The 12,818-nt window shown below is 65.1% G+C and carries 12 protein-coding genes; 7 read left to right on the plus strand and 5 right to left on the minus strand.

Going from position 1 to position 12,818, the window contains the following annotated elements; all coding sequences use genetic code 11:
* Positions 1-226: 226 nt before the first annotated feature.
* Together LZC95_28985 and LZC95_28990 are read right to left on the minus strand one after the other, a co-directional pair.
* Positions 227-1,810: a carboxylesterase family protein gene (locus LZC95_28985; GenBank protein ID WXA90479.1), complete on the minus strand. Its 1,584-nt coding sequence runs from the start codon at positions 1,808-1,810 to the stop codon at positions 227-229.
* A 13-nt stretch (positions 1,811-1,823) separates the two neighbouring features.
* Positions 1,824-2,837 carry an AraC family transcriptional regulator gene (locus LZC95_28990; protein ID WXA90480.1) on the minus strand — a complete coding sequence of 338 codons (1,014 nt, stop codon included), beginning with the start codon at positions 2,835-2,837 and terminating at the stop codon, positions 1,824-1,826.
* A gap of 61 nt (positions 2,838-2,898) precedes the next feature.
* On the opposite strand from LZC95_28990, the gene LZC95_28995 reads away from it, so the two are divergent.
* The 4 genes from LZC95_28995 to LZC95_29010 all read left to right on the plus strand — a co-directional run bounded on the left by LZC95_28995 (position 2,899) and on the right by LZC95_29010 (position 6,818).
* Complete coding sequence (locus LZC95_28995) at positions 2,899-3,792, plus strand: sterol desaturase family protein (GenBank protein ID WXA90481.1); 894 nt, start codon at positions 2,899-2,901, stop codon at positions 3,790-3,792.
* An 85-nt stretch (positions 3,793-3,877) separates the two neighbouring features.
* Complete coding sequence (locus LZC95_29000) at positions 3,878-5,356, plus strand: wax ester/triacylglycerol synthase family O-acyltransferase (GenBank protein WXA90482.1); 1,479 nt, start codon at positions 3,878-3,880, stop codon at positions 5,354-5,356.
* Positions 5,356-6,174 (plus strand): alpha/beta hydrolase, encoded by an 819-nt coding sequence (locus LZC95_29005; protein WXA90483.1) that lies wholly within the window; start codon positions 5,356-5,358, stop codon positions 6,172-6,174. The genes LZC95_29000 and LZC95_29005 overlap by 1 nt, the downstream gene beginning before the upstream one ends.
* Complete coding sequence (locus LZC95_29010; GenBank protein ID WXA90484.1) at positions 6,171-6,818, plus strand: TetR/AcrR family transcriptional regulator; 648 nt, start codon at positions 6,171-6,173, stop codon at positions 6,816-6,818. Before LZC95_29005 ends, LZC95_29010 begins: the two co-directional genes overlap by 4 nt.
* A gap of 20 nt (positions 6,819-6,838) precedes the next feature.
* Here LZC95_29010 and LZC95_29015 read toward each other — a convergent pair whose 3' ends face one another.
* Both LZC95_29015 and LZC95_29020 read right to left on the minus strand, forming a co-directional pair.
* On the minus strand, positions 6,839-7,708 hold the full coding sequence (locus LZC95_29015; GenBank protein ID WXA90485.1) for a S1-like domain-containing RNA-binding protein: 870 nt from the start codon (positions 7,706-7,708) through the stop codon (positions 6,839-6,841).
* Positions 7,709-7,750: 42 nt separating this feature from the next.
* Positions 7,751-8,227 carry a hypothetical protein gene (locus tag LZC95_29020; protein ID WXA90486.1) on the minus strand — a complete coding sequence of 159 codons (477 nt, stop codon included), beginning with the start codon at positions 8,225-8,227 and terminating at the stop codon, positions 7,751-7,753.
* A gap of 568 nt (positions 8,228-8,795) precedes the next feature.
* On the opposite strand from LZC95_29020, the gene LZC95_29025 reads away from it, so the two are divergent.
* Both LZC95_29025 and LZC95_29030 read left to right on the plus strand, forming a co-directional pair.
* Positions 8,796-9,605 carry a hypothetical protein gene (locus tag LZC95_29025; protein WXA90487.1) on the plus strand — a complete coding sequence of 270 codons (810 nt, stop codon included), beginning with the start codon at positions 8,796-8,798 and terminating at the stop codon, positions 9,603-9,605.
* 188 nt (positions 9,606-9,793) lie between these two features.
* A complete protein-coding gene (locus tag LZC95_29030; GenBank protein WXA90488.1) occupies positions 9,794-10,750 on the plus strand; it encodes a GlxA family transcriptional regulator in 957 nt (318 codons plus the stop codon).
* A 16-nt stretch (positions 10,751-10,766) separates the two neighbouring features.
* Here LZC95_29030 and LZC95_29035 read toward each other — a convergent pair whose 3' ends face one another.
* Positions 10,767-11,336, minus strand: coding sequence for a hypothetical protein (locus tag LZC95_29035; GenBank protein ID WXA90489.1), 570 nt, complete (start codon positions 11,334-11,336; stop codon positions 10,767-10,769).
* On the opposite strand from LZC95_29035, the gene LZC95_29040 reads away from it, so the two are divergent.
* Positions 11,335-12,813, plus strand: coding sequence for a PLP-dependent aminotransferase family protein (locus LZC95_29040; protein ID WXA90490.1), 1,479 nt, complete (start codon positions 11,335-11,337; stop codon positions 12,811-12,813). The two genes, LZC95_29035 and LZC95_29040, sit on opposite strands and share 2 nt — an antisense overlap.
* Positions 12,814-12,818 lie beyond the last annotated feature (5 nt).

The raw sequence follows: 12,818 nt of genomic DNA on the forward strand, positions 1-12,818 counted from the left end.
GGTGGAGGTTCGCAAGCATTTCGCTGGCGATTTTTTGTCCACACTTTGTCCCAATGATCTCTGCAACTTCATGAAGCAAACTGCAGAGTGCTTCTGGGGGAACGCCACCGGAAGGACGGCGGAATCTACTCAGCGCGTATCCGAAGTCACGAGGAATTTTCTCGAGCATCGTCGATTCTTCGCAATCCCGGAAAATCCGGGCCGACCGCCCATGCACGAGCTCCCTTCACTTCGCGAAGTGAGCATCCGTGACCTCGTCGAACACGAGGCACCCGGCGCGATCTCCATCGCTCCGCACCCGGATTGGATCGCCCAAGTCGAGGTACTGCGACCCGTAAACCGGCCATTCTGCCAACCCCGGTTCGTTGGGCTCGCCAGATCGCGCGAAGCGACTCCAATAGTGTTGCATGGCATCACCGGTGCGTTGCGCGGGCTCGCCCAATGGGATGCCCATTTCGTCGTGGAAAAGCAGGCGCACGTCGGAACCGTGGAAGGCTCCGTAGCGGGCGCCGATTTCGCCGGCGGTTGCAGACGCCGAGGCCACGTAAAACCACGTGCGCCCTTTTCGTTTGCGCGCGATGTACCGCGCGGGGCACACGAAGTCCCAATCGGAGAGGTACCGGATCGAGGCTGCGGGAACGTCTTCATCCCGCGCGGCCGGATAGAGCGAGAGCAAGCGCTCGACGTGCGACTCCCCTGCCTTGCGCAGCAATTCACGGTATGCCGCGCGGTCCTTCGCGGGCGGCGAGTGAATCGCGAAGATGGACCACTCCTTCGCCGTTGCGCCGATGATCAGTGGCACCCCGTCGGTGGCGCCTTCCGCAATTGCCACCGGGATGGGCTTCGGGATGATCCATCCCTCGGTCGCTGGTTCGACACCGGACTGCGCGGCCAGCAACCGCTCCACGGGTGCGGCGCGAAGAGCACGCAGGGGATCGCTCGATGTCGCACCGAGGCTCTCCGCGATGGCCACGCCGTCCTTCTCCGCGGTCGCGAGGGACTGCGACTCACCGAGGCTGCTGCTCTGCGCGATCGCACGCTGAAACAGACCGCGCGCCTCGGGCGATGCCGCGAGCATCAGCACCGAGTCGCCTCCAGCCGAGTGTCCAAAGATGGTCACGCGGGAGGGATCGCCCCCGAAGGCCGCGATGTTCCGCTGCACCCAGCGCAGTGCCTCGATTTGATCGAGCAGCCCGTAATTCCCCGAAGCATGGTGCGGCGATTCCTTCGTCAGCGCCGGGTGCGCGAGAAAGCCCAGCAGGCCGAGTCGATAGTTGAACGTCACCACGACGACGCCACGTCGGGCGAGGACCGCGGCCTCCTCGCCACCGCGCTCGTACGCGAAGGATCCGCCGTGGATCCACACCATCACCGGTCGCTTTTCCGTCGCAGGAGAAGCGGGCGCGAAGACGTTGAGCGAAAGACAATCCTCGCTCGTCGGGCCGAAGCCTTTGGGCCCCTGCGGAGGGACCGCATCGACGTCTCCCCCCAACGCGGTCACCACGACCTTGCGGATCTTCTCCGCGCGATCCGGTTGCGGGCACGAAGGCCCGAGCGCATTGGCGGCGAGCACGCCTTTCCACGGCAAGGCCGGGTGCGGAGGCTTCCATCTCGCCTCACCCGTTGGCGGTGCCGCATACGGAATACCGAGGAAGGCGACGGTGTCACCCGGCCCGAGAACGCCCTGAAGCCGTCCCGTCTCGACGGAGACTTGCCGCTCCACGGAGAGACGCCCCGCCTCCCGCGGTGCAGGGGCACACGACGCCATGAAGCATGGCAAACCCGCCGTCACCATCCACGCGAGGCGCATGACCAAACGCGAACTATGAACCACCCCGCAGGCGTTTGCGATAAGAACCGGGAGCTTCGCCCGTCCATCGTTTGAAGGCGCGCTGGAACGCGCTCTGCTCGGAAAATCCCAGCAAGAATGCCAAGTCGTTCAGGTCCAACGCATCGTCGTTCAGGTGCCGAGTCGCGAGCTCGCGGCGCACTTCGTCCACGATGGCGCTGAAAGACTGACCGCGCTCGTGAAGCTTTCGCTGAAGCGTGCGCGCGCTCAGCCCTAGGTCTCCGGCAATCTTCGCAAGCGCAGCGTCCCCCGCCGACAGGTTCTTCGCAACGAGATCGCGGATCGCGTCCAAGTCGCTTGCCTTGCGCCCCACCTGCGACAGCAGCTGCTTCTCGGCGAGACCGAGCATGGCCGCGCGCACCTCGGGATCGGGCCGAATGAGCGGGGCATCGAGCCATCGCGACGGAAGAACGATGCGATAGACGGGCTCTTCGAACCGCAGCGCGCACCGGAAAATGCGGCGATGCTCTTCCAACTGTGCGGGCGCCTGGAAGGTGAAATCCACGCGCAACGGCGCTTCGTCGCGGCCCGAGATCCAACGGGCGAACGCGAGCATGGCCGAAAGATTGAACTCGGCGAGCTGGCGAAGCGGCCGCTCGAGCCGGGGATCCCAGATCACGGTCAGCTCGCCGCCGGCGCGTGAAAATTCAGGCGGGCCGATGTCGATGACCAAGGCCTGGTAGCGCTGCAGCTGCGCCAGGGCGTCGCCCAACGTCGCGCAGTTCATGACGACGTACCCGAGCACGCCGTAGTGCCCCGGCCGAATGCGCTCGCCCGCACGAAGACCGATGGCGTCGTCGCCGAGCAATGCGGCCGCCTTGTCGAACAAGGCCGCGCACACCGTCTCCGAGAGCCGTGCATCGCGGTCGTCGAGGTCCACGCCTCGAACGCCGGCGAGCAACGCCTCGCGGGCCTCCTCGCCCACGTAGTCGAACAGGGCACGCAGGTAAGCCACGGAGGCCGTATTCGTCTTGGCGTGTTCGGTCATGGCACTTGGCGGCGTCGGTCAAGATTCTACTACCGGATCTCGGCTTTCATGAGCATCCGCCATGCTCGATACGATTCTCTCCCTGGATCCGGCCAAGCTCGTCCTGTTGATGGCCACCCCCGCGTACTTCGCCTGCATCGGATGGGAGGCGTGGAAGCTCGCCCGCATGCGGCGCTCGAACTACACGAAGCACGAGACGCTCAACAACATCGCGCTTGCGGCTTCGTTCCAGGCCGTGGAGCTCGTGGGCCTCGTCGGCGTGCTCGCGGTGTATGCGCGCATTTACGAATGGCGCCTTTTTACGATACCGCGAACCTGGGGCACCTTTTTCGTGCTGTGGATTCTGCAGGATGCTCTTTATTACGCCGCCCATCGCGCGTCCCACCGCGTCCGGTGGCTCTGGGCCACGCACGTGGTGCACCATTCGCAGGAGGCGATGAACTTCTCCACGGCGTTTCGCCAGAGCATGCTCTCGCCCATTTTTGGCATGTGGCCGTTTTACCTGCCGCTGCTCTACTTGGGATTTTCTCCTTCGTTCGTATTGCTCGCCGTCAATGTGAACTTGGTTTATCAATTTTTCGTTCACACGGAGCTCGTGGGGAAGCTCGGGTGGCTCGAATACGTGTTCAACACGCCTTCGCACCATCGCGTGCATCATGCACGCAATGAGCGCTACCTCGACAAGAACTTCGCCGGCACCCTCATCATCTGGGACAGGCTGTTTGGCACCTTCGAAGAGGAGGGCGAAAAGGCCGAATACGGGATCACCCATCCGCTTCGCACCGCGAATCCGGTCGTCACCGTCTTTCACGAGCCGCTGGCCATGATGCGCGACGTGCTCCGTCCGGGTCCCCTCGCCGATCGGCTGAAGCACCTCTGGGCGCCGCCCGGTTGGGAGCGGCCTTCGCCCGGGCGCCTGCCGGTACCGGCGCCTTCTCCCGCGCCTGAAGCGTAATTTCGCGCGCTTTCCGGGGTTCCCAACTTGACGACCATCGGTCAGTGACCTATGGTCACCGAAGTCAAGGAACGGGGAACACACGATGGATTCTTCAACGCGCGAGATGTCGAGCTGGCACGAGCCGCTCAGTGGTCTGGATGCAAGCTTCCTCTACATGGAGGATCGCACGGCACACATGCACGTGGGCAGCGTGGCCCTCTTCGAGGGACCGGCACCGAGCTACGAGGAGCTGGTCACGCACATCGCCTCGCGCATTCATCGCGTACCGCGCTATCGGCAGCGTCTCGTGTTCGTGCCGCTTCAACTCGGAAGGCCCGCGTGGGTCGACGATGCGCGGTTCGACCTCCAGTACCACGTTCGCCGCGCGGCGCTTCCGGCGCCCGGCGGAGAGAAAGAGCTGAAGGAGCTCGCGAGCCGGCTTTTCGAGCACCAGCTCGATCGGGAGCGGCCGCTTTGGGAGATGTACCTCGTCGAGGGACTCGAGGGGGGGCGCTTCGCCATCGTGGCCAAGACGCACCACTGCATGGTGGACGGTATCTCCAGCCTGGACCTCGCGGCGGTGTTGCTCGATGGCGCGCCCTCGGCCGATGCGTCGCACGCGCCGGCGTGGCATCCGCGCCCCGCGCCCTCGCGCCGTGCCCTCGTCAAATCGGCCCTGCGCGATCAGGTCCGCCGCCCGCTCGCTCTGGTGCGCGGTGCGGTCAAAGCCGACAGTGAGGCGCGCAGCAAGTTGTCCGTCATGGCGGGCGGCATCGTGCCGCTCTTGCTCAGCGGGACGCAGTTGCGCCGCACGCCCGAGTCGTCGCTGAATCAGCCGATCGGGCCGCACCGTCGCTACGAAATGGTGTCGCTGGACCTTCCGACGGTGAAGACGGTGGGGGCGGCGCTCGGTGGAAAGGTCAACGACGTGGTGCTCGCGGTCGTGGCGGGTGCGTTGCGCCGCGTTCTGTCGGCACGAGGGGAATCGCTCACCCGCGATTTGCAGGTCATGGTCCCCGTCAACGTGCGGCGCCCCGGTGCTGCGGAGACGACGGGCAATCACGTGGCGATGGTCTTTTGCCCCCTGCCCGTCCGCTGCGCCGATCCTCTGGAGCGCTTGCACGCCGTGGGTCGAACGATGGCAGGGCTCAAGAAGAGCAAGCTGCTCGTGGGCTCGATGGCCCTGACCAGCTTTTCGGATTTTAGCCCTCCGCCGCTCGCGGCGCCGGCGGCACGTTTGTCGATGCGCGAGACATGGTTCAACTTGGTGGTGACCAACGTCCCCGGGCCGCAGATGCAGCTGTTCTTGCGCGGACGGCGGATGCTGCGGTGCCATCCGCTGGTGCCGCTCGCACCGAAGCAGACGCTGGGCATCGCGCTCCTCAGTTACAACGGCTCGCTCGACGTGGGATTGCTCGCCGATGCGGACCACGCCCGCGATCTTCCGGACCTCGCGGAGGCGATGAAGTTGGAGCTCGCGGAGCTCACGGAACGGGCGAAGCTCGCCACGCCCGCACCGAGCCGCGCAGCCACACGCGCGCGGAGCAAAGCCGGCGTTCGCGAAAGCGCTGCGGTCGTCTGATGCCCACGACGAACGGAGGCTCGCACCGCATCTTTTACGAGGTGGCGGGACCGAGCGATGCACCGCCCGTGTTGCTCATCATGGGCTTCGGTCTCTCGTCGCGGGGCTGGAGCGATCTGCCCGCACGCCTCGCGGAGCGCTTCCGCGTGGTGGTCTTCGACAACCGGGGCATGGGCCAGTCCACGCGGCCGCTGGGCCTTTTTTCGATGGCCCACATGGCCGACGATGCCGCGCATGTTCTCGATGCCGCGAACATCGAACGTGCGCACGTGTTCGGCATCTCGATGGGCGGGATGATCGCGCAGGAGCTCGCGCTGCGCCATCCGCAGCGCGTGCAGTCGCTCGTCCTCGGGTGCACGCACGCGAGCTGGTTGCGCCACCATCGCCCCACGCTCTCGACGGTGGGTGCGCTGCTGGGCGGTGTCTTGCTGCGCACTCCGGCGTCACGGATGCGCCTCGCGTCCATTCTCGTGTCGGCCGAGCTGATCGAGAAGCAGCCCGAGCGCTTCGCGGATTGGGTGAAGCGTTCGGAGCCCGCCACGGCCATGATGACGGCGCTTCAGATTGCCGCGGTCGTCGGACATTGCACGGAATCGCGCCTCGCGAAGCTCGATCGGCCAACGTTGATCATCACCGGCGCCGAAGACCGTCTGATCCCGCCGGAAAATTCGCGCAAGCTCGCGCGGTTGATCCCGGGCGCGAAGCTCGTCGAGCTCGGCGGCACAGGCCATTGCTTCCCGCTCGAGCAGCCCGATGCGACGGTGGCCGAGTTGACCCGCTTCTTTGACGCGAACGGACGATCTACGGTGACGTCGTGAGCGATCCCGAAGCGACGGAAACACGACGGCAACAGCGCGCCCGCGAAACACGCGCGAAGCTTTTCGAAGCCGCGACCGAGCTCATTACGCAGCAGGGCTACCACGCGACCAGCGTGGATCGGATCGCGGCGCGGGCGGGGGTCGCGAAGGCGACGTTCTTCGTCCACTTTGCCTCGAAGGCGGAGATCATCGCCGCGCTGATGCAGATCCAGACGGACTACGCGCGCAAGGCCCGCGCCGAGGCGCTGCCCGACGGTCCCCTCGAGGCGATGCGCGCGATGGTGGAGACGTTGGGCCGGCAAGCCGCGCGAAGCCGCACCTTGAGCCGCGGTGTGCTGGCCGCGACGCTCGAGAGCGAGGAAATCGGCGGCGCGGCATCGGCCTTGTTCGACGAGGTGCTCGCCGAGATGACGGCGGATGCGCACGCCGCCGAAAAAGCCGGTCTTCTCGCCCCAGGCGTCGAGCCCGACGCCCTCGCCTCGTCACTGCTCGCGTCGTATTTCGGCGCCCTGCTAACGTCCTCGCTCAAGACCGAGACCGACATGAACGCGGTCCTCGCCTCGTTGGTCGACGGCACCCTGCGCGGAGCCTCCCGCGAGGCCGACCCTCGAAAGAGCAGCCGCCGAACCAAGACGCGAACCTGATTTTCGCGACGTCGCGGCGTTCACGTACCGCCGCCGCCGCTTCGTCGCACGAAGAAGCCCTGTCCGTCGATGGAGATCGCGCGCTCTTTGAGCAGGCGGCCGGCGGCGCGCTTGAAGGCTTTTCGGCTCAGCCCGAAGACCTCGCGGATCACCTCCGGGCTCGAGCGATCGCCCACGCGGGGCGTCGAGGGGCGACTGAGCGCGTCCAAAATGGCTTGCGCGTCGCGATCGATCTCTTGGTGGGCGTAACCGCGGAGCGAGAGCTCGATCTTTCCATCGGGCAGCACGTTGCTCACGCGAAAGCGCGCTGCTTCGCCGCGCGAAAGGCGATGCGGCTCGCCCCGGGGCACCAGCCCGACGAACGAGCGCTCCACGATGACGAACAGGCCGATCTGCGGATCGTTCCGCCATGCTTCGCCATCGACCCATTCGTCGAGCTCGAACGTGCCCTTGTCGCGAAGCATCTCGCTCACGCGCATGGTGCCGGCGAGTCGGCCGCTTTCGTCGATGTACAAGCCGATCGGGTGGCGCGCCCCAATGGTCAGGTCGGAGGTCTGCTCCTTGTGCGGGACGAGCAGCTCCTTGGCCAGACCCCAATCGACGAAGGCGCCGAAGTCCGTCAGCGCCTTCACCTCGAGGAAAGCGACCTCACCGAGCTCCACCTTGGGCATCCGCCGCGTCGCGATGGGGCGACCTTCCGAGTCGAGGTGGACGAAGACCTCGACCGTGTCGCCGGTTTCCGCATTCTCGGGGATCTCCGGTCCCACGAGGAGAATCGTCGGCGCATCGCGGCGGTCATCGTCCGCATCGACGGCGAGAAAGGCGCCAGGGGAGCCGAATCGACGGATGGTTAAGGAGGCGGAGCGTCCGAGCAGATCATCCAGGGTCATGCTCGAGGTGTTGTAGCTCAAGGCCCTACGTGCGTGCGGGGCTCAATGCTTGAGCGGTCGCTCCTCGAGCTCGGCCCGAACGATCTCGAGCAGGCGCCGTTGATCCGAATCGAGCGGTCTGGTTTGCAGTTTGCGAAGCGCGCTGGCCTCGATGGTCGGGAGGGTGCGCTCGTACTCGGCGGAGTGCCGAATCGCACGGAAGCGCGCGATCTCGCGAAAGGCCCCCTCGTGATCGCCAAGGTGATAGAGCGATTGGAACAGCGTGACCGAGGCCATCTGACAGCGCGGCGACAGAGCGACGGCGCGCCGAGCGTTCGCCGCGGACTTCTGATAGTCGCCGTGCTCGTATTGCACGCTCGCCAGCATGCCCACGAACGCCGGTCTGTTCGGCTGCCGGGCCGCCAACCTTTCCAATAGCCGAATGGCATTCCCGAGCTCGCCCGCGTCGTGCCGCGCCAACGCCTCATCGAAGGCCGCCACGTCCATCGCGTCGTCGTACTGGCTCTTCGTCGTTCTCATTCGTCCCCCTTTTCGGTTTTTAACCGGCAGGTTGGGGAAAATCTTCGGCCGTTGACGCTATACGTGGGCGACAACGTTCCCCCCGAGATCGCAACACCGACATACCTATGTTACCCGCATGGGGCTTTTTTCTCATAATTAATGAGACCGAAGCGAAATTATGACCGCGTTCCGGAACCGCGCGGGTGGTCATGTCACTGACCGGGATCGCTCGATGCACGAAGCGCAAAACGGTTGCGCATGAAAGGATCGTTCACGGGCCAGCGTTGCGCGTCGCGTTGAGATCGAAAAAGCCCTAATGCGCGCTCTTCATGCATACGCCCGCCCACGTCAGCCACCGGCGGTGACGGGGTATCGATTCGTCTTCTAAACTGTTGCACCCGATTGCATGCTCCCGCTCTCGCACGTTCGATTCGTTCTGGTGGGTGGCGCATGCCTATTCGCGTCGGCATCTTGTTCTCGCAGGGACGCGCCTGCGCCCACGCCCCGGGCCGAGGAGCCGCAGGCGGCGAAAACACACGATGCCGGTGCAGCGATACCGATCCATCGGCGGCGCGGAGGGACGGATGTGACGTTCTTCGTCCTGAGCGATCTCCATTTCGGATTTGGATTTCCCGATGACTTGAACACGTTGCCGGCGAATCCGCTCACGCAGCCCGTCGGACTCGAGCGCGACCATCAGCGCGTCATTGCGAAAATGAATGGCCTCGCGGGCCAGACGTATCCGCCGCCGCTCGGAGGCAAAGTGCAAATGCCGCGCGGTCTTTTGCTCACGGGTGATTTGACCGAGTGGGGCCGCGTCGAAGAATGGCAGCACTTCGTGGCGTATTACGGTCTTCATGGCCACGAGGGACTATTGAAGATTCCGGTTTTCGAGGGAATCGGCAATCACGACCGCGTGCACGGGCCCTGGGTGGAGCAGCGCGTCGCCGAGCGGCATGGCGGCCGCTTCTACTCGTGGGATTGGGACGATCTCCACCTCGTTTCATTGGGCGAGGCGCCCGATGACGAAGGATTGGCGTTTCTGGCGAACGACCTCGCGCACTACGCCGCCGACGTTCCCATTGTCCTTTACTTCCATTTGGCCCTCGAGGGGCCATGGTCGACGGGCAATTGGTTCGCGGACGGCGACTTTCGCAATCGGCTCGGAAAGACGATCGAGAAGCATCGCGTGATCGCGATCTTCCACGGGCACCATCACGCCACCGGCCATTACCGCTGGAACGGTGTCGACGTGTACAAACCCGGCGCGGTCAAGAATAGCACGCACACCTTCAGCGTGGTGCATGTCACCGATTCGAAAATGTCCGTCGCCCGATACGATTACGAAGCGAATGCCTGGGAGTGGTCGGACGAGAAGAAGCTCGTTGCCGAGTGATGGCGCTAACGTGAACAGAGAATCCGCACCTCTCGATCCCTATCGTCACATGCGCCGCGTAGTTGTCCGTTTTTGACTGGTTTTTGGCTTTGCCGCCCTTCGATCCGCGCACTACCAATGTATGTGTGATTGTTCGAAAAAGTGAAGAAGACAACACCTTAGAACGGACGAGCCCGCCCCCTCACCGCGTGGCCGTCGTAGCTTATCCTGGCGCAGCGCTCTTGGACGTCACCAACACGCTCGAGGTTTTTGCGCGTGCCAATCGACGTTTCGAAGCGGTGCGCGGTGCGCCGGTTTACTCGGTGGAGCTCATTGGGCCGGAGGCTGGACCCATTGCGACATCCATTGGCATTCCCATTGTCGCGTCGCGAGGCGTCGACGACGCTTCCGGCGATTACGATACGGTGTTCATCGCTGGCGGCGAGGCCATTCTTCCGGCCGCGCGCATCGCGCCCCTGCGCGATTGGATCCAGCGGGTGGCCGCGACTGCACGGCGCATGGGCGCGATCTGTCGGGGCGTATTTGCATTGGCCGAAAGCGGCCTTCTCGCGGGCCGCCGTGTGACGACGCACTGGGCGTGGAGCGCCGAACTTGCAACGCGATTCCCCGATATCGAGGTGCAACCGGAACCCGTGTTCCTGCGCGATGGATCCATTTACACCTCGGCTGGCGTTTCGGCGGCGCTCGATCTGGCCTTGGCCTTCGTGGAAGAGGACCACGGCCGGGAGCTGGCCTTGGAGCTCGCACGCGAATTGGTCCTTTATGTGCAACGGCCGGCGGGACAGCCTCAGATCAGCGCCCTGTTGTCGGCGCAGCTCGCGACGCGATCGCCCATTCGGGCGCTTCAAGCGTGGATCGTGGAAAACCTCGACAGCGATCTCTCGGTCCCGAGCCTGGCCCGGCGGGTGGGCATGAGCCCCCGCAACTTCAGCCGCGTTTTCGTGCGCGAGGTGGGAAAGACGCCGCGCCAATTCGTGGAAAAGGTTCGCATCGAGGCCGCGCGCAGGCTGCTCGAGCAGACCGACGATGGCGTCGAAACCGTGGCCGCTCGAACGGGTTTCGCCGATGCGGGTACGTTACGACGAGAATTCACCGACGAGGTCGGGGTCTCCCCCCGAGCCTATCGGCGCAATACGCAACATTGAAGCGAGACTGGGCTGGTCATTCGATGCGCGTGTCGGTCGCGATCCAATTGACCTCCCAGGTCTTACCGCCATCTTCGGAGAAGGCTTGTTCGAAATGGGCTGACGTCGGCGTGATGTTCGAAATGACGAAACGCACGAAGATGGCGCGACCATTCCAGGTTTCCTTGCCGTAAAACTCGCCGCGCCCGTTCGCGAAGGCTCCGTACACGGGCTCGGTGAGGATGCCGTTCTTGCCATTGGCGAAGTTGAGGCTCCATTGGCGGGACTCGGGGTTGTAGAGACGCAGGCTCAAACCTTGGATGTGCCCCGCGGGACCGTCCACCTCCAGCTCCAAGAGGTTGGCGCGGCCGCCCCACACCTTGCGGGCCACGCTGGTTCCCGTGTACTCGACCCACTCCTTGGATCCGCTCAAGGGGCGCACGAGGCGGGACAACTGCGTCCGCCAGGTGCCGAGCTCGAAATCGAAATCGCGCGCACCGTCGTGCGTGGCGGAGGAGACCGCAACCGGGGCCTGCGCCCGAGCCGCCGTACCGGACTGGCAAGCGAGGACGAACGCGCACGATAGACCGATATGGATTCTCGTCATGGTGTACCGATTGCTGGCATACCTAGAAACCGGTATTTTGGCCATGGCCATTTCGGCGCCTTTTGCCATGACCACTTTGCACCTCCCCATCGACCGTGCCTCGGGCATCCCCATCTATCGGCAGATTTACGACGGGCTGCGGCAGGCCATTTTGGATGGGGTGCTGCGCCCGAGGCAGAAGGTTCCGTCGACGCGGGCGCTGGCCGAGCAGCTCGATGTGTCACGCCTGCCGGTGCTCACGGCGTACGAGCAACTCTTGCACGAATGCTATCTGGAAGGGCGCATCGGCTCGGGCACCTTCGTCAGCGCGGCGTTGCCGGACCATATGCTTCGCTCCCCTGACGCCGCGTACCGCCACCCACGTCCGCTGCCCGCCGCGCGCGATTACGGGGGACTCGGGCCGTTTCGCACCAGCCTTCCGGCGCTGGATCAATTTCCGCAAGCGCTGTGGGCCAGGTTGGTCGCGCGCCACGCGCACGCGATGACGCGAGCGCAAATGGCCTATGGCGATCCCGCGGGGGTCGTTGCACTGCGGGACGCCATTGCCGAGCATCTTCGCGCGGCGCGCGGCGTTCGATGCGAGGCCGAACAAGTGCTCGTCGTGCCGGGATCGCAGGCGGCGCTTCGCGTGGCGGCCGCGGTGCTCCTCGCCCGCGGCGACGGTGTGGCCGTGGAAGAACCGGGGTATCCCGGCGCACGGGCCGCACTGACCGCGGGTGGCGCACGCGCGATCCCCGTGCCGGTCGACGAGGAAGGCCTTCGCGTGTCGGCCCTTCGAACGCGCGGCAGGGTCCGTGCTGCGTACGTCACGCCGTCGCATCAGTACCCGCTCGGCACCTCGATGACCGCCGCGCGCAGACTCGAATTGCTCGATTGGGCCTCGCGGCAGAAGGCGTGGATTCTCGAGGACGATTACGACAGCGACTACCGCTACGTGAGCCGCCCCCTCGGCGCGCTCCAAGGAATGGATGCGCACGCGCGTGTGATCTACATCGGCTCGTTCAGCAAGGTCCTCTTCCCCGCGCTGCGCATCGGTTACGTCGTGGTGCCGCCTGCGCTGCTGCCACGGTTCGCGGACGCGAGGGCCTCGCTCGATCTTTTCTCGCCCACGCTCTACCAGCTTGCGCTGGCGGAATTTCTGCGCGAGGGACACTTCGCTCGCCACGTGCGCCGCATGAGGGGCGTGTACCTGAAACGGCGCGATGCGCTGCTCACGGGGCTTGCGCGGCACTGCTCGGGACGGCTTTTCGTGCACAACGCCGACGCCGGCCTGCACGTGACGGTGCTGCTCGCGGCGGGCATGAACGACGGAGACGTCGTCGCGCGCATGGCAGCACGCGGACTCACGGCGACCGAGCTCTCCGCGTGCTACGCCGGGAGAACCCGCCGGCAGGGCCTCCTGCTGGGATTCGGCGGCTCGACGGAACGACGCCTTCTCGAAGCGACGCGCATCTTGGGCGAGACGTTGAGCCAATAGACCGC

The sequence above is a fragment of the Sorangiineae bacterium MSr12523 genome (assembly GCA_037157775.1).
Lineage (GTDB): Bacteria > Myxococcota_A > Polyangia > Polyangiales > Polyangiaceae > Pendulispora > Pendulispora brunnea.